The following is a 22,962-nucleotide window of genomic DNA, read 5'->3' on the forward strand; positions in this document are numbered from 1 at the left end:
TAATTAATAAAAAATTTAAAAAGGCATTACGGCGTGTATCCATTAAAAACGATCACATATATCATAAGCAACAAGAAATTCCAGAATGTGAAAACTCCCAAGTATTTCACTGTTTCTCCCGGCCTATTTTGAATAAAAAACTTGAATGAGATGACGCTTGCCAGCGATGCGATTAGCGTCCCCATTCCGCCGATGCTGACGCCTATCAGCAATTCCGCGGCATTATCCGTGAATCCCGATATGAGGATTGCTGCAGGTACGTTGCTGATTATTTGGCTCAATAAGGCAGAAAACAGCAAAGTATTTCTATCTGCTATTTGTATCAGCAACTTCGATATAGTTTCGATTCTTTGGAGGTTGCCTATGAAGATGAAAAAGAAAAGAAACGTCAGCAACAGCGAATAATCGATTTTTTTCAGAAGTTTTCTATCGATTAGTAAATACACTGCAAGTATTATAACGGTAATGACTCTAAAGTCGATTATATTAAAGACGCTTCCGATCGACAGTATAAACAACACTAAGTGGAGTACTGTTTTGCGTATTGATATTGAATGATTCGGGCTCGGTATGAATTTGGCCAAATCATCATTCGGAATCGTCCATATGAAAATTCCCAGAAATAAACCTCCGAGAAGAACTACCGGGATCGTTATTGAGAAGAATCGTAGAACGGAGAAGTCATAGGAAGTAAAAAGGAATAAATTTTGGGGATTTCCGATCGGAGTCAAAGAGCTTCCGACATTAGCCGCAATTGTTTGAAAAACGATTATTCGAATCCTTATTTTCGGGCGAGTTATATTATTCAATAATAAAAGAGAGAATGGTATCAGCACTATCAACGCTACGTCGTTGGTTATTCCCATCGATAGTATAAATGTTATTCCGACAAGTATCGCCGCGAGACTTCTGATCGATTTGCAACGGCGTGTGAGAGCAACCGCTGCTATGTCGAACAAACCGCTCAGGCGCAGCGCCGCGACGACGGCCATAAGACAGAAGAGAATCGCGATCACCTTGAAATCGATATAATCGATCCAAAGACGATCAGGGGGAATTATGAACGAGGTGATCAATGCGCAAGAAAATGAAATTAACAGCACCGTATCGTTTTTAAGCCGCGAAACAAAGAGCTGCGACAATCTATTCATAGTGAACGTTAATTGATTAGCGAAGTTTGCCATGATAATACCTCAGAACATTTTTTTTCAAAATCTGCGTCCACGACAGTGTCTAACAATACTTCGACCGGACGATTGCCCAGCACGAATGCTTGATCAGCAAGTTTTGCTGCATCGGATATATCGTGCGTCACAGCGATGATGTTTTTTTTTTCCTGGCGATGCAATTTTTTAATCAAGTCGATGAGCTGATTTTTTGTAGCCGGATCTTGCGATTGAAAAGGCTCATCCATCAATAGAATCGGTGAGGGACTTGAAAACGCGCGCGCAATAGCGACTCGCTGTTTTTCTCCTCCGGACAGGCTTCCGGGATACGACCCTGCCCTTTCATGCAAACCTACCAGCTCCAAATAGTACGGAATCAAGGGTATCCTGTCTTTTTAGTGCGAACATGATGTTTTTCTCGATAGTTTCCCAAGGAATAAGCCGGGGTTCCTGAAAGATGAACGATATTTGATGGAGGGAATTCCTCGAAGCTATTTCATTGAGCAATGTTGTTTTACCGCAGCCTGAGGCCCCAAGAATAGCGGTTATAGACAAGTCTTTGAATGTAATGGAAAAGTTCTCATACACTTTTTTATTGCCGTATGAAATCGTAACGTCGTTTAATGTCATGTTCTACTTCTTTGCTTCTTTTTCCAAATAAGTTCTGGTTGATCGCGCCAAAAATGAAAACGCAAGCTCGGTTAACAAGCTTAACATGATGGTCATAATAGTTATGCTGAACACGCGAGGGGTTTCAAGATGTATTTTCGCAGTCTGAAGAGCCGATCCCAAACCGGATCTGGGAAGCGCAAGTATTTCCCCCGCGACGACAACCTTCCATGTCAGCCCCAGAGCGCTCCCAGCACCGGATAAAAAAAAAGGCATAGCCGATGGTATTTGTATATGCGTCAGTATGTCTCTTTTCTTGAAATGATAAATTCTAGCCATCTCGAGCAGCTTGGCGTCGGTTTGCCTTATTCCGGCTGAAATAGCTTCGGTCATGATCGGAAGGGTCATTAAAATAGATACGAAAATGGGAACTAAGTCCGTTCCGAACCAAAATAGCGCAATCAGTATGAACGATACGACGGGCGTTGATTTAATGACTGTCATCCATGGAGAAATAAAACTCGCGAAATCGTCGAATAAGCCTGCTGCAAGTCCGAGAAGTGCAGAAAGTAATGCGGAAAGCAAAAAGGAGAAAATGCTTCGGAGAAAGGTGTTCGCCAATGAACCATAAAACAAAGGCTCTCCGATGAGCCGGCTTGCATCCCGGATAACCGTCAACGGAGAAGGCAGTATGAGTTCTGATTGAATTAGCAACGACGACGCTTGCCATGCTAAAACCAGCAATCCAACTGAAGAAAGTTTCAGCAGGCGTTTTTTTGACATCATTTCAGATAAAAAGCGTCTTCCGGAAGCTTGCCGCCGATTGAATCCGGAGAAAACTTGAGGAAGACCGATAAAAGCCCTTCGATCTGTTCTTGACCCTCTTGAGCCGGTATAAATACAAAATTGCACACAGGAATCGCCTGCTCCGCTATCTGAGCTTTTAAGCCGAGACCGGCTGCTTCAACCAAAGGCCCTGCTTCTTGAGGATTTCTAAGCACCCATTCGATTGATTTTCTATACTCTGCAAGAAATACTCTCACAGCGTCCGGATGCGATTCGAAAATGTCCTTCCGTACGACGCAGAGCGTCATCGGAAAATCGCTGCCGTATCCTGCTTCACGCCATCCGTCTACAAGAGACCACCCTCGCCTCACCTGTACTCCCGCCTTTTTGCCGTTCATGACTGCTACTGTCGCAAACGGTTCCGGCAATACTGCGTAGTCGATTTTACCTGAAATTAAAGCCGCGGCTATTTCCGGAGTCGGCAATGAAAAATCAAGGGTAACGTTTTTTTCAATATTGTGATAATCAAGCAATGTTCTGAAGACATATTCAGGAGTAGATCCCTGTCCTGCGACGACTACTTTCTTTTCTTTCAAGCCGGCGGGGCTCGTAAGTGACTGATCCGTTGTGACTACAGATAACATTCCGTTGCCGACGACAGCGCACACAAGGAATGATTCGGGATGCAGCGAGTTGATCTTCGCAGCGACATTCGGAGGCAATATGCCGATATCGACTTCGCCCTTTATCAATTTCGGGATTAAAGCATCCACAGAAGGCGCCGCTTCGAATGTTGTTTCGGCTATTCCCGGTATAATCGGTGGATTTGCAAACATCGGCGCCATCCCAATGCCTGAAGGTCCTACCAATGCTGAAACACGGAGCGATATTTCCGGAGTTTTATCCTGTTTCGGCATGGCGAAAGCATTAACGAGCGCCAGCATGATAAGCGTAAAACAGATCAACAGTTTTTTCATGGAATAACCTCGCTGTATGATCTAGTATACCATTTTTAGTATTTTGATTACCAGTCGAACTATTGTAAATACAGCAAAAAACAGGGGCATCTAATTATATAGACACCCCTGGAATAAGGATTAACAGACTCGAGAAGGATTATTTCTTTGTGGTTGCCTTAGGAGAAGCCGTCTTTTTTGCAGCAGTTGAAGTCGCTTTCTTTTCTTTTTTCGGCCCTGCTTTTTTTACGGTCTTTTTGACTGCTTTAACTCCAGGTCCCGCGCTCGCCTTGTCTGCAATAGCAGCTTGTGCGGCAGCGAGTCTCGCTACCGGAACCCGGAACGGCGAGGCGGAAACATAATTCATTCCAGCCCTGCAGCAGAATTTTACCGACTCGGAGTCGCCGCCGTGTTCTCCGCAGATACCGATTTTCAAAGACGGTTTGGCGCTTCTGCCTTTTTCGATTCCTGTTTTTATCAATAATCCAACACCGGCTTGGTCCAGGCTCTGGAAAGGATCAAGCCTGAATACGCCTGCTTTGTTCTCGTCGATATAATCCGGAAGGAATTTTCCGGCATCGTCGCGGCTCATTCCCAGAGTCATTTGAGTCAAGTCGTTTGTTCCGAACGAGAAGAAGTCGGCGTGCCCCGCGATTTGATCCGCCAATAAAGCGGCGCGCGGTGTTTCGATCATCGTTCCGACGAGATATGTCACCTTTACCGCCTGTTTTGCGATAATAGCGTCCGCGGTTTTTCTCACCTGTTTTTCCAGCAGGGCCAATTCAACCGCGTCTACAACGAGAGGAATCATGATTTCCGGATAAACCTTAACGCCTTTCTTAGTCTGTTTGCATGCGGCTGTGATAATCGCGGTAACCTGCATTTCAAGAATCTCAGGGTACGTGATAGTCAAGCGGCAGCCGCGATGTCCGAGCATCGGGTTTGCCTCGTGAAGCTGTTCAACACGTTGGCGAACTTCTTCGAAGGTTTTTCCGACTGCCTTGGCAAGCGCTTTTTGTCCTGCTTCGTCGTGAGGCACGAATTCATGAAGCGGAGGGTCGATGAGCCGGATCGTTACTCCATATCCGTCCATCGCTTTGAAAATACCTTCGAAATCTTTCGTTTGGAATGGAAGAAGCTTCGCGAGGGCTTTTTTCCTGTTCTGCGAATTGTCGGCAATGATCATTTCCCGTATTGCCAGAATTCGTTCCTCCGAATCGAAGAACATGTGTTCTGTTCGGCACAAACCTATTCCCTCGGCTCCCAGCTTTCTTGCATGAGTCGCGTCGTAGGGCGTGTCAGCGTTGGTTCGGACCTTTACGGTTCTAACCTCGTCTACCCATTTCATGATCGTCTGATACGATTCCGGAAGCTTCGGGGCTACGAGCTTGAGTTCTCCCTTATATACATTGCCGCTCGAGCCGTCGAGAGTGATGAACTCTCCTTCTTTAACGGTAATGCCGTTCGCCTTGAACATTTTTTTTGCATAGTCGATTTCCAGTTTTTCGCATCCGACGATGCAGCATTTTCCCCAACCGCGGGCGACTACCGCCGCATGGCTGGTTTTTCCGCCGGTCGCGGTCAGAATTCCCTGGGCTGCATGCATTCCGCCTACATCTTCAGGGCTGGTTTCCTTGCGAACAAGAATCACCTTCTCGTTCAAATCGGCCATTTCTTCCGCTTTCGCGGCCGAAAAATACACCTTTCCGCACGCAGCTCCGGGAACGGCGTCGATGCCGTTAACGATGAATTCAGATTTAAGCTGCTGAACCTGGGATTTGTCGATTGCGGGATAAAAAATGCCTTCTATATCGGATGTTTTAATTCTGGAGACGGCAGTCTCTTTGGAAATCAGTTTTTCAGTCACCATATCAACGGCGATCTTAAAGGCGGCCGCCGGAGAGCGCTTTCCGGTTCGGCACTGGAGCATGTACAGCGTGCCTTCTTCTACCGTAAACTCGAGGTCCTGCATTTCCTTGTAATGTGTTTCCAGCGTTTTCCTAACCGCGCACAGCTGTTTATACGCTTTCGGGTCGTGTTTTTCAAAATCCGAGAGCTTGATGGGCGTTCGTATGCCGGCGACGACGTCTTCTCCCTGCGCGTTGACCAGATAATCGCCGTAGAATTTGTTTTCTCCGGTGTTCGGGTCCCGGGTGAAGCATACGCCCGTCCCCGAGTTGGAACCCATATTGCCGAATACCATCTGAACGATGTTGACCGCGGTACCCTTCACTCCTACCAGTTTTTCAACCTTGCGGTAGGTTATCGCCTTATCCGCCATCCATGAACCGAAAACAGCGCCGATCGCTCCCCAAAGCTGCTCGATCGGATCCTGGGGGAAATCCTTCTTTATTTCTTTTTTGTACAGTGCTTTAAAATTACTGATAAGCGCGCCCAGTTCGTCTTCATTGACATCCGTATCTCCGACTTTAACCGAAGCGGCGAGTTTTAATCGCTTTCTGGTGACCGTTTCCTTAATCTGATCGAAGGCGTGATCGAACTTTTCTCTGCTGATTCCCATAGCTGTCGATCCGTACATCATGATGAAACGGCGGTATGCGTCGAGGGCGAATCGCTTGTTTCCGGTTTTTTTCGCAAGACCTTCTACGGATTTATCGGTAAGTCCCAGGTTAAGGATGGTTTCCATCATTCCCGGCATCGATACGGCGGCTCCCGAGCGAACCGAGACAAGCAAGGGGTCGGAGGGATCTCCCAATTTTTTTCCGGTTGTTTTTTCGAGTTTCTTTACGTGCTTTTCAACTTCTTCGACAAGTCCCGCAGGATATTTTTTTCCATTCTTGTAATATAAATCACAGACTTCCGTCGTGATTGTGAAACCCGCCGGCACCGGCAGTCCGATCATTGTCATCTCGGCAAGACCGGCGCCCTTTCCGCCGAGTAATTCTTTCATCGATCCACTTCCCTCGGCTTCTTTATTGCCGAAAGAATACACGAATTTTGCTTTGGCCATACTGATTGTTTGTCTCCTCCTGGGTTATTACCCTTTTTTACACCGCGTAGAAGTGTAACTTGTGAATTTCCATCTGTCAATGTAAACTGTTTTCATCATGACTTTCAGCCTCTGCAGGATCCGAACCACGCTTTTTCTAGTCCCGGCCTTGGCCTTAGCGGCGCTTTCCTCGTGCCGCACAGTTCCCGGCGATATCAAGCAAACCGGCCTATCGTTTCGCGAGGCATCGGCTGAAACCGGCCCAGAAGAAATTACCGAATCCACCCTCCCGGACTCGATCGAGCTCACGTTCGCCGGCGATATCATGGCTCATACTGAAAACTGGTCCATGTCGGATTATTCCCGCATATATCAGGATGTCTCTTCTCTATTGCGAAACGACGACCTTACCTTTGCGAATTTTGAAACGCCTGTCTCGAATTCGCTCCCCCTTTCCACTTATCCCCGTTTTAATGTTCATTCATCATATTTGGATGCCGCAGTCGAAGCCGGTTTTGATGTTTTTTCCCTGGCGAATAATCATTCCAACGACCAAGGGCTAGCTGGAGTCGCCGAAACCCTTTCGTCATTCTCTTCGGTCCATGGTCCGATATATTTTTCCGGGCTGTACGACGAGAACCGCATTATGGCTCCTGTTGTTATCACTAAAAACGGATTCCGGATTGTTTTCATTGCAGCTACCGAAATTCTTAATTCGCACGATCCCAGTTCTAAAAAGGTGTATTACGTGGCGCCGACAGAAAAAGAACGTGAAGCATTCTTACAACAAATCACCCTCTGGAAAAAGGAGAATCCCTGCGATCTTTTCATACTCTCTCTTCATGTACATGAGAGCGAGTATGTTCGAGACGTCGGCGAATCACGGAAAAGATGGTCTGAGCGTCTCGTAGATGCGGGAGTAGACATTTTATGGGGCCATCATCCCCATGTGCAGCAGGAGTGGACTGTTTTGGATAGAACAGCGGATACGGGATCGGGGCTTATGAATCCTTTGATCATGTATTCAATGGGTAACTTTATCTCCGGGCAGCGGCGGGATCCCGATCTATCAAATCCGGGAGGAGCGCGGGAATACACAGGTGACGCGGTTCTTCTCAAGATTTCGGTGAGTAAAATCGGCGAGAATACTTCTAAAATCGCCGACTTACAGGCTATACCGATTACAACGCATATCGAATCAGACAGGTCTTTCGTCGTCAGGCGGTTCACGCCTGAATTCATCGGATCCCTTCGGACTCGAAGATGGAGGGAGTATTATGCTAACAGATACGCCCTTCTTTGTTCGTATCTTCCGTTGTTGCCCCTGATGCTTGAACCGGCTATACTTATGGAATGAAACCACAAGAACTGCCGGTATATCAACAGAAAAAACGCATCCTCGACATGCTTGAGCAAAGCCAGGTCATAGTCGTGGAAAGTCCCACCGGTTCCGGTAAAACGACTCAGCTTCCGATCATCCTGCATGAAGCAGGCTATTCTTCCCATGGAATGATAGGGGTTACGCAGCCAAGGCGCATCGCAGCCCTTTCCGTCAGCGAATTCATTTCCAAACAACTCGGCACTCCGATGCCCGGCTTTGTCGGTTATAAAATGCGCTTCGAGGATAAAACCGATTCGTCTACCAAAATCAAGATAATGACCGACGGCATTTTGCTTCAGGAAATGAAGCTCGATCCATGGCTCAGCAAATACTCTGTTCTCATGGTTGATGAAGCCCACGAACGCAGCCTGAACATCGATTTCATTCTCGGCTTGTTAAAGCGCGTCCTGGCCGAGCGTCATGATTTTAAGGTTATCGTTTCTTCGGCGACGATTAACACCGGCTTATTTTCCGAGTATTTCGATAATTGTCCCGTCGTGAGCATAGACGCTATAACGTATCCGGTAACAGTAATTTACGATCCCCCTGCGCTTCCCGTCTCCGGCGGCAGTCTCGCGGCCGAAGAAGCGCTCATGGAAAAAATCACCCAAATAACCTCGCGTATATTAAGCGACGGCCGCTCGGGAGACATACTCGTATTTCTTCCCGGAGAGAGAGCCATTAAAAATTGCATCGAAAGACTGTCCGCGGAACCCTGGTATAGAAAACTGTACATACTTCCTCTATACGGCCGCTTGGGAAAAGAAGAACAGGAGCGGGTCTTCGATATGCCTCCGTTCGGAAAACGGAAAATGATCATTTCAACGAATATCGCTGAAACATCGGTTACCATCAACGGGATCACCAGCGTGCTTGATTCCGGATTGGCGAAGCTTAATTTTTATAATCCCCACACCTTTACTTCCAGCCTTGTCGAGGTTCCCGTCTCTAAAGCTTCCTGCAACCAACGGCGCGGACGGGCGGGACGCACAAGGGAAGGAACTTGCTACCGGTTGTACGAGCGCAACGACTTCGAAGCCCGTCCTCAGTATACGACCGAGGAAATATATCGCACCGATCTTTCGGAAGTAGTGCTCCGGATGGCGGAACTCGGCATTACCGACTTCGACCAATTCGACTTCATATCGTCTCCCGGCCGGGAAGGGATTATCGGAGCCGTAGAAACTTTGAACCTATTAGGCGCGCTCGGCCCGGATCGGAGCTTATCCAAAATCGGCGAGATGATGTGCCTCTTCCCGCTCCCTCCAAGGCAGTCCCGCATTATCGTGGAAGCCGTGCTGCAATATCCTTCAGTGGTCGAGGAAGTGCTGATAGCGACTGCGTTTCTTTCGGCGCAAAGCCCCTTCATCCTTCCACAGGGAAAGGAAATGGAGGCTCGAAAAGCGCATCACGGGTTCAGGGATTCATCAGGCGACTTTGTTTCTTTCCTGCGCATATTTCGCATGCATCGAATGGCAAAAAACCGTTCGAAATTCTGCGAAATCAGCTATCTCGACGAACGGGTTATGGCGGAAATTTCGAATATCAAAGATCAGCTCGAAATGATCGTCTCGGATATGGGCATTCCTATTCTGTCCGGCGGATCCACCGATGAATATCTTTCCTGCATTTCTGCAGGCATGGTTCAATTCGTCTGCATCAGGGACGGAAAAGACTCCTTCAGAAGCCTGACTGCTGAACGAATTCAAATACATCCGGGTTCCTGCATGTACAGGGAGAATCCGCAATACATCGTAGCCGGCGAGATAGTACGCACTTCAAGAATGTATGCGATGTCCGTCTCTCCTTTGACGAAGGCCCAGGTAGAACGCATTCAGCCAGGCTTGTCGCAAAAGCTCTCCGGCGGATATAAAGCCTCTAAAACGGTCGATCAGCGAAGCGACGCAAGCCTGTCAACGCAGAGAAAGGGAAAAAAGGCAGGCGGAAAGGAAACGCAGAGGGACTCGGGCAAAGCTGAAACTGAAGGCGTTACATTCGGCGGAGAGTTTTTCGCACTGTCCCGCGTAAAGGGGAAAAAAGAGCTGGCTTTGCCGCTTGAGCAGTTCCGGAACGCGTTAAAATCCGTAGATACCGCAAATTCGCATACTGCCCAGATCTCGGGTCTCAGAGGAAAGCTTATTCTCGGGTCGCATGAGCTTCTGGCCGGCGAAAAAATGGATTTGATCATCCGCATCGCCACCACCTTCGATCTGGCGAAAGCAGACGAGAAGTCCTGGCCTCGCAGGGAGAATTTCGTCTGCGCCGAGAGGCCTCTTGAACTGATAGACAACCTTAAATGGCTTTTTCATGTTGCTGTCGCGAAACAGAAAAGCAAGGAACTCGGGTTTATCTGTCTTTTCCATGACGGAAACGGAACGTATTGGTTCAAATGTTCGCGGGGATTCCATACAGCGCTCAATGAAACAATATCAAGCCTGGAAGCGTTGATCGACGAGCTGCCCGGGAATTTGGATGATAAATCAAAGAACGTCGTCAGCGATATGTACAGGAAATTAAACAGCTTTTTCGCGTGAGACTTCGTCGATGCAGTCTGCTAAAAACGAATTTAAAAAGAGCAGTCCTTCTCCGGTCAAAGCGATTCTGTCGCCGATCGGTTGAAGGAGGTGTCGATCGGTCCAGGACGCGATCGTTTCTTTAAGCGAAATCACGGGATCGAGCCCGAATCTCTCGAAGGTTTTAGTTCTGGATAATCCCCGAACTTGCCTGAATCCCATCAACATATGTTCAATAAATAAGTCTTTGCGATTTATTAGCTCGGTTTCTCCGGGCGAACAGGGACTTTTCAGCCATTTTTGCAGATTCCGCTCGACAGTATATCGTTGAGCGGTCGCATCGGCTCGAATTATCGTCGCGCTCGAAGACGGACCTGCGGCAAGCCATCCGTCCATTTCCCAATATGCGGTATTATGTATGCTTTCCTTCATAGGTTTCGAGAAATTTGAAACCTCGTATTGATGGTAGCCCTTTTTTTCTAGGGCATCTCTTCCCTGAATCCAAATTGACGCGCTTTCATCATCGTCGGGAAGATTGTGAATCAATCCTCTCTTGTTCTTACTGGCCATCGGGGTGCCGTCTTCAATGGTCAAAGAATACAAGGAAAAATGATCAGGATTATACGCGAACAGCTCATCAAGGTCTCGCCGTAATCCGTCCGGTGTTTGCCCGGGAAGTCCCGCTATTAAATCCAGCGATACATCCCCTTTCCATGCGGCAGCAACGAGCTCCAATGCTTTCAAATTGCTTTCTCGCGTTCCCCGTCTGCCGACGGACTTGAGAATTCCGGTATCCATGGATTGAATTCCAAGCGACAGCCGCGTAATTCCAGCTTCTGTACATGCATTAAGCCATTCGCTCGTAAGGTCTTCTGGATTCGCTTCGATTGTCCATTCGTCCGTTGTAAAGGGTTTTACCGATATTGTTTTTCGTAGTATCTCGCCGAGAGAGATTATTTCTGTCGGGCTAAGAAGGCTCGGCGTGCCTCCGCCGATATACACTGTTTTCCATGAGTTAACGGAAAATGTATCGGCGATATCCGTAATTTGACTTCCAAGAGCATCCACGACTTTCTTCCCGATCGAACCGAAGCCGTCTTTATCGAGATTTCTTGAATCAAGCGAATAAAAATCGCAATAGTCGCATTTGCTTTTACAGAAGGGGATGTGAATGTAAAGAGATGTATCCATGCGCTTGCGTTACGGCTGCCCGAAGCGATCAAACGGCCAATATCTGAAAAGAACTTTCGACTGAATCCTGTCCGCAGAAATCGGCCCCCATATGCGCGAATCGGCGTACAAGGATCGATTATCGTTCATCACGAAATATTCGGAATCGCTCAAAGTTATTTCCGTAAAACTGCCTGAAAACGGCAAATCATTAGTCCAGGTTTTAGGCAAATTCTGTATGATTACTTCATAGTCTCTTTCTGCCAACTCGAATTCGGTGAGAAAATGAGCTGCATTCGCAGGTCTGATATGCAGAACTCCCTTATCAAGGTAGATGGCGTCACCAGGGAGTCCTACTATTCTCCGAACAAGCGACTTTTCGGCCTGTACATCCGATGAAAGAAATGGATGGTACCTCTGAAGCGACAAAAAAGCAACGGCGGAGTCGAGAACCGCAAGCGGCAGCGGAAGTTCATGAGGATAAGCCGGTGAAATTACCGCAAGATCCCCTCTTTTCGGAGAAATAAGCGGTATAATCGTATTTTTATTGCTTCCATTATAGAGCGGCGTCGCGATGATTCTGTCTCTTTCTGATAAAGTCGGTTCCAATACTGAAGTATGGATTTCTATCATTGCGAATAAATTCACATGAATCACAAAAAAAACGATTCCGAGAAGCAGAAAAACTCCGAATATCGATAACAAAGACCTGCGCTCGTCTCGTTGAGCGGAATATGAGTATTTATGCCATTTTGCCGGCATATACGTACCTCGCTTGGTTAGTAAAAAAGTGTTTAAATGGTAACATGAAGACCTTCCGTTGACAAGTCTATTGATAGGCTTCTATAATCTTTCAATTATGAAAGACTCTGCCGTAAAGATACTGGCTCAAAATAGAAAAGCTCGATTCAATTATGCCATCGATGATTCAATAGAGTGCGGAATCGTTCTTGAAGGCACTGAGGTGAAATCAGTTCGCGCCGGAAATCTCTCTTTTCCCGATTCCTTCGCGGAGATTCGAAATGGCGAAATCTGGCTTATGAATTTCCATATAACGCCCTATGTATATTCTTCCATATTCAATCATGATCCTGACAGGCCAAAGAAATTATTATTGCATAAAGACGAGATTAAACGTTTGATCCGCAAGGTAGAAGAAAAGGGATTCACCTTGATTCCGTTGGATGTATATTTAAAAAAAGGCAGAATAAAGGTTCAGCTTGGTATCTGTAAGGGTAAAAAGTTGTTTGATAAACGTTCGGACATACGTGATCGAGATGTTCAACGTGAGATGCAGCGGGAATTCCGCAAGCATATTGACGGATAACCTCGCGGGAGGGTCATGACCAGAGCCCAGTCTTACACACTACTTTTTATCCTCTTTGCTTGTTTTTACGCAGATTTATTCGGTCAGGGTCTGCCTGTTGTCGCCGTGTATTCATTACAGTATGAAAATACTCCAACAACCGTCGTAAAGACGGTCAACGACATCGTTTTTTCGTTCATACGCGAGCAACGCAATTACAGAATCATCGATTTGCGTAACGAACCGTTGCGGGAGGACTTATCAGTTCCGGAAGGTTCCGATTTCCTGTTTTATGGAACACTTCTCTCCCGTTCCGACGGTATGAAGCTTGAGCTCGTTCTGAAAGGCGGTGTTGATCAGACCACTAGAATCATTTCGAGGGTGTATGAAAATTCAAACAAAATTCTATTGGAGTCGAGATTATTAGTAAGAGATCTCTTTGATCGATCAATCGCTCTTCCCGACCCTCCTTCTCCGGACGAAACTCTTTCTGCATCGACTCAACAGTCCTCAAACGTGCTCATAGCTCCGAAACAGGATGAACCGTATTCGCTAAAAAAAGTTACCGATCTCGATTCTCTGTCAGGTTCCTGGCAAGGGGAATCCGGAATTGAAAAGATAATGATTCTGCGCGGCGGTCGGGGCGTTGCCGTTTTGGAAAGCGGCATATCTATTTCTTTGGAATTGATTCGCGGTGAAAATGAGTTGATAATCCGGCAAAAAGGTTCTGTTCATATACGGCAGTTTTTGGACCTGCCCGACGCAGTCGCCCGCCAGGCTGTTTCAATCGTACCTCCCTTGGAATGGAGGTTTCTTTCGACAGAAGACGATTCAAAACTGATTGGAACAAGTTTCGGAGTCGTTATTAAACATGACGGAAAGAATATTTTAACCATGGAGCCGAAACAGGAAAAAATCGAATGGTCGAGAGCTTATCGCTGATTTTTTTTTAGAAAGTATACTATACTGATGGCGAGGGCCATTAACCCAGTTGCGATACCGGCTGTTTTGCATATCCAATCTTCCAGGAATATCGGTTTAACCCGTGTTATAAGAGTTCCGGGGTGCAAGTTTCTATCAATTCCGCCTATGAATCCGGAAAGTTTAATCAACCGTTCGCCTTCTGCAATATAGCCGAGTTCATGGGCATAGACGGCTATCGTGTCGGGATTCGCTGAAAGATTTTTTACCTGCGCTGCAAGTTCCTCATTCATGGTTTTAAGCGAGGAAATATGTTCTTTCATAGTTTCGGCTTCTTTTTGAAGATGACTCATAGGAAGAAAACCTTTCGGCCCTACAGTCATCAATAACGCTGTATATACAAAAGTCCCGCAAAAAAAGGGAATAATAAATCGAAAACGTTTCATTTTATATATAACGGAAGTCGGCCGGACAATCTTTAATTTTATTGACAGAAACAAAAGCCGTAAGATACAGTTAAATATATGGTAAGGAAATACCGATATTTAAGGGTAATGACTCTAGATTCGGGAGAAGCACATGACTTCAGATTTTGATAAGGATGAAATCCAGGACTCCGCATTTCCTATCGATTTTTCGCAGGATTCCGCATCGCTTGACATGTACGGAGTCTGGGTAAAAAGCGGGCCCCGGGATGTAAGCGTCGCTGCTCGCGATGTTGAATCTATAGTCAGCGACCCCGAAATAGGCATTGTAGACGATTTATCTCAGTTTTCAGAGTTGCCGGATTTTCCGGATTTCAATTCGCTTGAACAAGATATCTCTGTCTCGGATGACGAACAATTCGCTAACGAAGCGGACTCCGGATCGATTCAAGCGGAGATACAGGATGAACCATTCGATTTTGACGAATCGGATATTCAATTTGAAGAGATAGTACCCCCGCCTCCTGCAGTTTCAGAAGCATCTTTTGAGCCTGTTTCATCTATTGAAACAGAGTTTGCAATTCCTGAGCCGGATAAAATTGTTTCTATCGATGCATCAAGCTATGATGACGTAGACTTCAATGATTTCGATTCTGCCGATGATGCCGACTTTGAAAAAACAGTATTAGACGATAATAAGGCTGATGAGCCGTTTGTTTTTGAAACTATAGACGAGTTTCCTGAAATTGAATTCGAAGACATAAAAACCGAAGATCTTGGGCAGGATGATGATTCGCCAAACGGTGATTCATATGAAGATATTCCGATTTCTCTGGAAATACCGATAATTGATGATTCCTTCGATGAACAAATCATTGAAGACGAACCGTTCGATGTTGCGGCTGAAATAGATGAGCCGGTCATTGAACCGGTTTATGATGACGTCATCGAGCCGTTGAATGCAGATCAGGTTGGAACCATCGAAGTCGCGTTCGACGAGCCTGTCGTGCCCGATCAGGTGCAAACTATCGAAGTCGCGCTCGACGAGCCTGTCGTGCCCGATCAGGTTGAAGCCATCGAAGACGCGCTCGACGATCATGCCCAATTGGATGCAGAACTGCCCTCTGATATGGATTTCAGCGACTTCCTGGACGACTTGAATTCCGGAAGCATTGAACCTCCGCCAGAATCAAAGCCATCGCCATCAAATGACCTTGAAATTGACGATCTCGATCTGGACTCCTTTATAGATTCCTTCAATGAGTCTGGAGGCGTCGGGGCGGATGAAACTGAAAAACTCTTTACCGATTCTGAGCCTGTGGAAATAGATCTGGAATTTGATGAATCGTATATAGAAGACGCAAATAGAATCAAAGCAAGCGGTTCTTCGGTCTCGAATCAGGAATATGATAGTTTGGAATTCGGCGTGGAGATGATTGATGAATCAGCCGGGGCAGGCGGAGATTCGTCTGCCTTTGATTCCTTTTTCGATTCCATTCCCGATATGGGAGAGACCTCGGGCGCCGATTCGGCAAGCCATGATGATTCTTCCCCGTCGTTGGAGTCAACGACGGAATTTGACGATTTGCTGGTCGATTTGGAAAACGCCGCTGTTCAAGCGCCACGTTCGGACTCGCCCTCATTTTCGGGCAAGACCGCTCAATCGTATAACCTTTCTGTAACATTGGACGAAGATCTCAATGCCTCAGCTCCAGCAGTCGCTGATTCTCAAAGCGATGAAGACATACAGGTGTCTCTTGTTTCTTCAACCGGGTCCGGAAAATCCGAATCGCCTGTTGCGCGTTCCGACAATGCGGCTTCTGCATTTGCTCCTGCACAATCAAGCGACAGTTCGGATGAAATCGACGCTCTGCTCGCTGAAAGCGGCTTAATGGAAACCGTCGGATCGCGCTCTGTTTTTTCCGAACCAGAGAATTCCTTTGATGAAGTTCCTGTATTCTCCGATGACGAAGTCGAATCGATGCAATCGGATGAACCTGCGGAACAAGCGCTTGTCGAACCTTTTGGATCATTTGATGATTCCTTTTCGGCGAACGTAATTGATGAAGGAGAGTACAAGGAACTTCCCGCTTTGAATGAAAATCAAGAATTTATTGATATTCCGGATAATTCAGGGTACAATGAAGATATATCCTACCCTCAGGCAGATAATTCAGTCACATTGGAGGATTCAGTGTCTGTTGATTTTGATGACATTAGCGCTGTAGAACAGGAACTGAGCGAAATGGCTCCTGAAACAGAGGAAAAAACAGTGATAGGTACCGACAGGTCGACTGAACTATTAATGAAGATCGCTGACGAGTTGTCTTCAATAAAAAACGAAATATCGACGCTTAAAAACGAATTAGCTGGAATTAAGGGACTTTCCGCAGAATCTCCCGAATCTTCCTTCCCCGGAACGCAGGATAAAACAGGTGAAACTTCTGGTTTCTTTACGGACGATGATCCGGATGAAACAATCGCGCTGACAGGCGATGAATTGAACAACATCCTTATCACAGCCGATTTTACTGAAGAGAAAAACGACGGCATCGATTCCTCGGCGTCGGAGGAATTGCAACTTGAAAATATCGAAATAACCGACTTCTCTGATTCAACTCCCGGGCAAGCCGATGACGTCGAATCCGCACAGGACAACCGGCTCGAGATAGAAACGGAATCGTACGAAGAGGAGATTCCAGAAACCCTTCCCGATTCGATTTTCGAGAGTTCAGACTTTGAAATTCCAGAGCCTGTCGAAGTTGGCCATGTGAACGCTCTCATGGACGACACCAGTTATCTGGAAGGCGAAGGTACTGTCGAGCCTGATTTAGATAATGTCGCTATTGAGGAACCTGATCTTGAAATTATCGATTTCGACGACGAAAAGCTCGAAGAACCTGAGCTGACGGAGTTTAATATCGATCTTTCAGACATTGAGACGAGTTTCGATACAGACCTTCCGAAAGAACAGGAACTGGCGATTACAGACATCGAAGATTCCGATCTCGTCGCGGATTCCGAAAACCAGATTGTCGATTTCTCTGACGATATTGGAGATATATCAATTGAAGAGCCTGCTCTCGGCCAAGCCGATGAAACATCGATCGAAGATTTTTCAATAAACGAAGAAGATATTCATCTATCTGATTCGGACTCCTTCGAAACAGCGGTAGAAGAATCTGTGGAAATGCCAGTGTACGAAGATATCGTCGTTGAAAAAGATTCCGCAGCTGAGGAAGACATATCACCTCCTACTGAAGTTAACTCTCTTCCGGTTGAATTAAAGGAAGAAATAAAATCCGTTCTTTCATATATGGATCAGCTTCTCGAGAGCTTGCCGGAAGAAAAGATCGAGGAATTCGCCCGATCCGAACATTTCGAAGTATACAAGAAGTTGTTCGAGGAACTTGGAATTTCCTGATTATGGGCTTAATTAGCCATGCTGCGTCGATAGATACTGCAACTGATAAAAGCACTGAGCCGTTGAAAAAAAAAAACGGCTTGTTGCGCAAAATTGTAGAATCGTCAGTCTTCGATAATTTCGACGCAATCTTCTCTGCTGTATTAAGAAAAGCAGATGCGGAAAAAGCTGGTATTTACGTAGTTACTGATGTTTCTCGGTCTTTGATCATTTCCGAAGGATTTGATTTAACTACGATTAATCGTTTTTATCCTGATCCAAAAATCTTTGGACTTTCGGAACCAATAAATAACGAATGGATTCAAATAGATCCAAAAAAAGATTCTTCTCTTTTTCAGGGGTTCTTTTCTTCGCACGAATGGTCTGGTTTAGAGTCTCTACTCGTTTTTCATCTTTCTCAAATAACTGATGCTCATGTTTTTATCATATTCTGCTCATCCAGCCTCTCAATTCAACGTAAGACTCTGAAAATTCCTCTTGAGGATGATCTGGTTTCACAGTTATGTAACTGTATAAATCAGAATCCTCATTTTTTCGATATGTTGTTGGAAGGCAGTACGTGCGGATTGCCGAAAAAAGCGGGAAAAGACCGCCTTAATTCAGCAGTAAACGCCGGAATGACGTCGACTTTGCTTAAAATAGATTTGTCTCGACTTTTTGTTTCTGAAGAGAATCTCTTCAGGGACTCCCGTTCTCTGTCTTTGTATAGACTGCTCCTAATGAATATTTCAAGAATTGCCGGTTCAACTAATATAATGGTTGTTAAGAAATCCCTTGAAATACGAATATCGTTGTTTTCTTCTCAAAAAATCGATTCGGAATTATATAAAAATAGATTTTTGCAAAACCTTCATCGAAACTTTGGAATTCAACGTATTTCGAAATTGGATTTTGAGTTTTCAGACTCTGTTGCTGATATGGAAAAGATTTACGGATATTTATATGGTGATGCATAATGTCCTCGGCAGCATCATCGGCGAAACGAATCCATTCGGCGTATAATCCTGCCCAGGAGGCCGAACGATACGCAAGACAATCCCTTCCCTCCTATAATCCTCTTTTTATTGTACTATCCGAACCTGGAGAATCTTGGCTTGCCTGCGAATATAGAAAGCTTGTTCCGGACGCAACCCTTATCGTATTGCGGTATACGAACGACATGTTTCTTGATTCCGATGCGCTGTGGGATTATGTCTGGCGTCCCTCGCATCCTGTTTCAACACATGTTTTTCTTCAGAGTCTTATTCCAGAAGAGATGCTTTCTGCAACGCTTTTTCTTCCGTGGAAACCCGCCGATGCACTCTGGCCTCGGGAATCCTCAATGGTATGGGCTGAAATCGCGGGTTTCATAAAGCTCCAGCAAAGCCAGCTTCAAACTAGAGGAATTTTCGGCAGAGCATGGTTTCGAAATATGCTAAAAAACGCATTGCATATTGAAACGATAGTAGATTCGACTTTGTCGAATAGGGATGTTTTTTTGGCCGCCGCAGGTCCGAGTCTTGAAAAATCTTTCGCTGCATATGCGGATTCCTTATATCTGTGTTCAACGGCGTCGGCTCTCTCGTTTTTCTCCTACAACAAAAAGATTCCCGACATGTGCATATCAACTGACGCTGGTTATTGGGCCCGGGAACATTTTCAAGATCTTCCTGCAGCCACGATTCTCGCGATTCCTCTCGAAGCAGCCGTTCCCGCTTCAACGCTTGAAAGGAATCCTGTGATGGTGCTGAATTTCGGAACCAGTCTTGAAAATTCGATTATTAGGTCATCGGGATTTATATCAAAGCCTGCCGAAAGAAACGGCACGGTTATGGGAACAGCGGCTTCCTTTTTACTACGCCAAACAGAGGGTTCCGTGTATGCGGCAGGATTGGACCTGTCTACGGGTCTGTCCTTTTCCCATGCCCGGCCCCATGCATCCGATTCTCGTTCCAGACAATCAAGCCGCGTAAATCCGTTTTCAACTTATCTTTACGAACGAAACCGTGCTTCTTTTTCTCTTGAAGCATACGCCTCATGGTTTTCTTCCCGCAATGAATCTTTCAAAAAGCGTTTTAAGCGCCTGCGTCCATGTCCGTTCGATATTCCCGGAATTGCATCAGTTGAGGCGCCGCTTCCACGCGAAGCGGAATACTGTGCGAATCGTAACTCGATTTCTTATATACCTGTTTTATCAAAATCGCAACGTGCCTCGAATATGCGTGAGTTGCTGGACAGCATGAAGAATCAATTGATGACCATCGGGGATCCTATTAACATAACCGAAATCATGTTTTCTAATCAAATTGATGACGAATATCGCTCGCTTGTCGAAGCAATTGAATTTAGTTCGTTCGGTGAATATCTGCGATTGATTAAGGAATCACGCGCCCGCGATTCTTCACGGTATCATGAAACAGCTGCATCCATGGTTCGCCGGACAATAACAGAAATTGATTCACTCTCCGCGAGGCTATTGGTATGAATGCTACAATGAATACTGATTTATTCAGTAAAAACATTTCAGCATTAGCTTCAGAAAACGATGATATTGCGAACCAAATTCGAAACACTGAAGTTTTTTACGGATATTCGGGAACTAAGTCCGCGAAAAGCGGTTCTGCGGTTGTTTTATTCGATAACAATCGTCCTGCGCATTCTCTCTATGATCCTGAGCAGGAAGCTGTTCGCTTGATCGAAGACATTCCCGAAGACGCTTTTATTTGCTTCGTCGGCGTCGGAAGCGGCTATCATATTCGCAGTTTTTTAGACAAGCATCCTCGCTCGCGTTGTCTTCTTGTAGAGCCGAATGAATGCGTTTGGAAAGCTCTGCTTTCGCTTGTTGATTTGTCCGATATTCTTCAAAATTCGAGAGTATCCGTATGCTGTCGGGCCGATTCTATATGCGAGGACTTGCCCTTGCATTGGTTTCCCGCCCTTTCGCCCCGGTTTCGTTTAATAACTCTTCGTTCGTGGAAAGAATTCTTCCCTGAAGCGTCGATAACGGCTCTTGACGGCATCAATGGAGCCCTTGCGCGTATATCATCCGATTATTCAGTTCAGGCTCATTTCGGCCGGTTGTGGTTTCGAAACGCTCTGATGAATATCGCCCAGATGGATTCCAGCAACAATAGCATTCCGCATATCGACGCACAAAAAGAGGCCGTTATCGCAGCCGCAGGACCAGGTTTGGAAAAATGGCTTCCGCGACTCAGGGAGAACCGGGACCGCTACGCAATTTTTGCTACCGATACTTCTTGGGGCAGTCTCGATAACGCCGGCATAGAACCGGATTATTTCATAAGCATCGACGGCCAGAATGTATCACTATCTCATGTGATGAATTCATTGCCGGCAAGTACTATCGTCTTTGTCGATCTGTGCGCTAATCCCGGAGTCCTGCGCGAAACGAAAAAAGCGGGATGCAGATGCTTCATAACCGGCGGCGGCCATCCGCTGATTCAATCGACGGATTTACGGAACAGTCTGCCCCCTATCGATACGTCTTCAGGGACAGTCGCATTGGCCGCAAGGAGCATAGCGTATTCTCTCGGTTTTACATCCGTTGTTCTAGCCGGCGCGGATTTTTGTTATCCTCTTGGAAAGGCCTACGCACGGGGCACGTATCTGTACGACAAATTTTCAGCTCAAGCGACTAGACTGATTCCTTCTGAATCGTTGTGGACCGGTCTGTTGTTCCGTACGGAAGTCGCCTCGCTGAACGATTCGAACCTTCGTACTTATCGGACTGCTGTTCTTGATTCTTACGAAGAGGCAGCGAAAAATCCTCAAAAAATGCACGACTGGAATAAGAACAGTTTTATACCGTTCAGCAAAGAACGTTTTTTTTCTTCTCTTAAGCAGGGCATTTCAAGATTGACCGTATCTTCTTCGCATGAAGATCCGTATCTTCGTTCCCTGTTGCCGTTGATTGCTTGGGCTCGATCATTCGGAGATACTAAAATAACTGAAAAAAAAGCGCCGGATCCGATAGAGAGCTCGATAATTCTTGCGCTTGATTTGATTGAGAGATATACTTGATGCATTATGAAGAATAAGTTCATTGCGATATACGCGACGTTTGCATTTCTTGCGCTCGCCGGTTCGGTTGCCTGGTTTTTTATGTCCCTCTCTTCTGCCAGTAAAACAGGATACAACGAAGCTGAACGCAGTTTCGATTGGATTTCAAGAGAATCGGGTTCTGCCGCCTTGCAAAACGGATTTATGTCGGATGATTTCGTCGCACGCATGACCGAGATTTGCGGGCAATCCCGTTTGCTCAGCTCTCTCGTGCTTTCCACTCCCGCAGGAGCTCTTTTTGTCTGGCCGGCGGATTCGCACATATTTACTTACACTATGAACGGTTCAGTGTCTTTTACGGATACGCCGTTATTCTCGAGGACGTTCAGCGCTGTTGTCGACGTAGGCGACGGATTTTCAGGCGCGGTAACACTTACGGCGCTCGTGCAAGGGCTTGAATCGCAATACATCTTTTATTCCTTGAGAAATTCTTTTTTCATAGTGTTCGCCGTTTTCCTGTTGACGCTCATTGTTATTTTGCTTCAATCTACAAAATTAGAACATAAGAAAAGCACTGATAAGTCGGTAGATGCGATTCTCGATGAAGCGTTTTCCGCGAAGAAGGAACCGCTTCTACGCCCTTCGCCGTTCGAAGGAAAAACCGAAATCGAAACGTCGGAAACGCCTCGAGATTCGTCGGAAACGGCGATAGTCGATAGCAATCCGGACGAAGTATCGTCTTACATGGATGACGAGCCGTCTCCTTCGAGCTTCCAATCGTCAGACGTACCCTATGCCGAAGACGGCGAATTGGAATCGGTTCCCGAAGGCCTTTTCTCTCCTCTGACCGGAATCGGATGGGAAGAATATCTTCTGGACCGCCTCGACGCCGAGCTGGTGCGGGCCGCTTCATCTGAACAGGATCTTTCCCTGATAATCGTGCAAGTAGATCCTTTGTCTCGAACAGATCTTCTCGCAAAGAAAATTTCACAGGTTTTATTGGATACTTTCCGTTTCAGGGATATGGTGTTCGAATTCGGATCTAACGGGTTCGCCGGAATTTTGATTAATATGAACCTGGACCAAGCTATGAAAACCGCCGACAGCCTCTATGCCGACATCGATTCTATCCTCCTGGAGATGGGATACTCGGCACATATTCATATCGGCATAACGACAAGAACAGCCCGTCTTCTTCCCGCTTCGAGAATGATTGACGAAGCTCTCAACGCCGCGAAAAAAGCGGCTGAAGAGCCTCACCTTCCAATCGTTGCGTTTAGGGCGAATCCTGAAAAATACCGGACTTTCGTCGCAGGAGCGAATTGAACTCGAATGATGACTACTGGTCTTAAAATG

At 46.2% G+C, this 22,962-nt stretch carries 19 protein-coding genes; 9 read left to right on the forward strand and 10 right to left on the reverse strand.

Features of this window, described 5'->3' with window-relative positions:
• Nucleotides 1-26: 26 nt before the first annotated feature.
• The 6 genes from K7J14_RS16385 to ppdK form a co-directional block, all read right to left on the reverse strand.
• Entirely contained in the window at nucleotides 27-1,184 is a 1,158-nt protein-coding gene (locus K7J14_RS16385) for an SLC13 family permease (protein WP_408033981.1), read from the reverse strand.
• Nucleotides 1,160-1,516, reverse strand: a complete 357-nt coding sequence (locus K7J14_RS07715; RefSeq protein ID WP_230755010.1) for an ATP-binding cassette domain-containing protein — start codon at nucleotides 1,514-1,516, stop codon at nucleotides 1,160-1,162. Before K7J14_RS07715 ends, K7J14_RS16385 begins: the two co-directional genes overlap by 25 nt.
• Nucleotides 1,509-1,796 carry an ATP-binding cassette domain-containing protein gene (locus K7J14_RS07720; protein WP_230755012.1) on the reverse strand — a complete coding sequence of 96 codons (288 nt, stop codon included), beginning with the start codon at nucleotides 1,794-1,796 and terminating at the stop codon, nucleotides 1,509-1,511. The genes K7J14_RS07715 and K7J14_RS07720 overlap by 8 nt, the downstream gene beginning before the upstream one ends.
• 3 nt (nucleotides 1,797-1,799) lie before the next feature.
• Nucleotides 1,800-2,561 carry an ABC transporter permease gene (locus tag K7J14_RS07725; protein WP_230755014.1) on the reverse strand — a complete coding sequence of 254 codons (762 nt, stop codon included), beginning with the start codon at nucleotides 2,559-2,561 and terminating at the stop codon, nucleotides 1,800-1,802.
• Nucleotides 2,558-3,397: an ABC transporter substrate-binding protein gene (locus tag K7J14_RS07730; RefSeq protein WP_230755015.1), complete on the reverse strand. Its 840-nt coding sequence runs from the start codon at nucleotides 3,395-3,397 to the stop codon at nucleotides 2,558-2,560. Before K7J14_RS07730 ends, K7J14_RS07725 begins: the two co-directional genes overlap by 4 nt.
• Nucleotides 3,398-3,677: 280 nt before the next feature.
• On the reverse strand, nucleotides 3,678-6,488 hold the full coding sequence (ppdK, locus tag K7J14_RS07735; RefSeq protein WP_230755016.1) for a pyruvate, phosphate dikinase: 2,811 nt from the start codon (nucleotides 6,486-6,488) through the stop codon (nucleotides 3,678-3,680).
• A 97-nt stretch (nucleotides 6,489-6,585) separates the two neighbouring features.
• On the opposite strand from ppdK, the gene K7J14_RS07740 reads away from it, so the two are divergent.
• The gene (locus K7J14_RS07740) at nucleotides 6,586-7,824 is read left to right on the forward strand and encodes a CapA family protein (RefSeq protein ID WP_230755017.1); all 1,239 of its coding nucleotides are present in this window, start codon (nucleotides 6,586-6,588) and stop codon (nucleotides 7,822-7,824) included.
• The gene (locus K7J14_RS07745) at nucleotides 7,821-10,382 is read left to right on the forward strand and encodes a helicase-related protein (protein ID WP_230755018.1); all 2,562 of its coding nucleotides are present in this window, start codon (nucleotides 7,821-7,823) and stop codon (nucleotides 10,380-10,382) included. Before K7J14_RS07740 ends, K7J14_RS07745 begins: the two co-directional genes overlap by 4 nt.
• Here K7J14_RS07745 and hemW read toward each other — a convergent pair.
• Nucleotides 10,362-11,552: a radical SAM family heme chaperone HemW gene (gene hemW, locus K7J14_RS07750; RefSeq protein ID WP_230755019.1), complete on the reverse strand. Its 1,191-nt coding sequence runs from the start codon at nucleotides 11,550-11,552 to the stop codon at nucleotides 10,362-10,364. The genes K7J14_RS07745 and hemW overlap by 21 nt on opposite strands.
• Before the next feature lie 9 nt (nucleotides 11,553-11,561).
• Nucleotides 11,562-12,293, reverse strand: a complete 732-nt coding sequence (gene lepB / locus K7J14_RS07755; RefSeq protein ID WP_269062443.1) for a signal peptidase I — start codon at nucleotides 12,291-12,293, stop codon at nucleotides 11,562-11,564.
• Between the two features lie 97 nt (nucleotides 12,294-12,390).
• On the opposite strand from lepB, the gene smpB reads away from it, so the two are divergent.
• Together smpB and K7J14_RS07765 are read left to right on the forward strand one after the other, a co-directional pair.
• A complete protein-coding gene (gene smpB, locus K7J14_RS07760) occupies nucleotides 12,391-12,858 on the forward strand; it encodes an SsrA-binding protein SmpB (protein WP_230755021.1) in 468 nt (155 codons plus the stop codon).
• A 15-nt stretch (nucleotides 12,859-12,873) separates the two neighbouring features.
• Nucleotides 12,874-13,779, forward strand: a complete 906-nt coding sequence (locus tag K7J14_RS07765) for a TP0183 family DNA metabolism protein (protein ID WP_230755023.1) — start codon at nucleotides 12,874-12,876, stop codon at nucleotides 13,777-13,779.
• Here the strand turns inward: K7J14_RS07765 and K7J14_RS07770 are convergent.
• A complete protein-coding gene (locus K7J14_RS07770; protein ID WP_230755025.1) occupies nucleotides 13,770-14,204 on the reverse strand; it encodes a septum formation initiator family protein in 435 nt (144 codons plus the stop codon). The two genes, K7J14_RS07765 and K7J14_RS07770, sit on opposite strands and share 10 nt — an antisense overlap.
• 133 nt (nucleotides 14,205-14,337) lie before the next feature.
• Between K7J14_RS07770 and K7J14_RS07775 the strand changes: the two genes are divergently transcribed.
• The 3 genes from K7J14_RS07775 to K7J14_RS07785 are packed head-to-tail and all read left to right on the forward strand — an operon-like array spanning nucleotide 14,338 to nucleotide 20,071.
• Nucleotides 14,338-17,607 (forward strand): hypothetical protein, encoded by a 3,270-nt coding sequence (locus K7J14_RS07775; protein WP_230755026.1) that lies wholly within the window; start codon nucleotides 14,338-14,340, stop codon nucleotides 17,605-17,607.
• Between the two features lie 2 nt (nucleotides 17,608-17,609).
• Nucleotides 17,610-18,563 carry a hypothetical protein gene (locus tag K7J14_RS07780; RefSeq protein ID WP_230755028.1) on the forward strand — a complete coding sequence of 318 codons (954 nt, stop codon included), beginning with the start codon at nucleotides 17,610-17,612 and terminating at the stop codon, nucleotides 18,561-18,563.
• Nucleotides 18,563-20,071 (forward strand): motility associated factor glycosyltransferase family protein, encoded by a 1,509-nt coding sequence (locus tag K7J14_RS07785; RefSeq protein ID WP_230755030.1) that lies wholly within the window; start codon nucleotides 18,563-18,565, stop codon nucleotides 20,069-20,071. Before K7J14_RS07780 ends, K7J14_RS07785 begins: the two co-directional genes overlap by 1 nt.
• A 146-nt stretch (nucleotides 20,072-20,217) precedes the next feature.
• Here K7J14_RS07785 and K7J14_RS16120 read toward each other — a convergent pair whose 3' ends face one another.
• Complete coding sequence (locus K7J14_RS16120) at nucleotides 20,218-20,340, reverse strand: hypothetical protein (protein ID WP_269062444.1); 123 nt, start codon at nucleotides 20,338-20,340, stop codon at nucleotides 20,218-20,220.
• 165 nt (nucleotides 20,341-20,505) lie between these two features.
• Here K7J14_RS16120 and K7J14_RS07790 point away from each other — a divergent pair, with 165 nt between their 5' ends.
• Both K7J14_RS07790 and K7J14_RS07795 read left to right on the forward strand, forming a co-directional pair.
• Nucleotides 20,506-21,627, forward strand: a complete 1,122-nt coding sequence (locus K7J14_RS07790; RefSeq protein ID WP_230755032.1) for a motility associated factor glycosyltransferase family protein — start codon at nucleotides 20,506-20,508, stop codon at nucleotides 21,625-21,627.
• Nucleotides 21,628-21,633: 6 nt separating this feature from the next.
• Nucleotides 21,634-22,932 carry a GGDEF domain-containing protein gene (locus tag K7J14_RS07795; RefSeq protein ID WP_230755034.1) on the forward strand — a complete coding sequence of 433 codons (1,299 nt, stop codon included), beginning with the start codon at nucleotides 21,634-21,636 and terminating at the stop codon, nucleotides 22,930-22,932.
• Nucleotides 22,933-22,962 lie beyond the last annotated feature (30 nt).

The sequence above is a fragment of the Teretinema zuelzerae genome (assembly GCF_021021555.1).
GTDB lineage: Bacteria > Spirochaetota > Spirochaetia > Treponematales > Treponemataceae > Teretinema > Teretinema zuelzerae.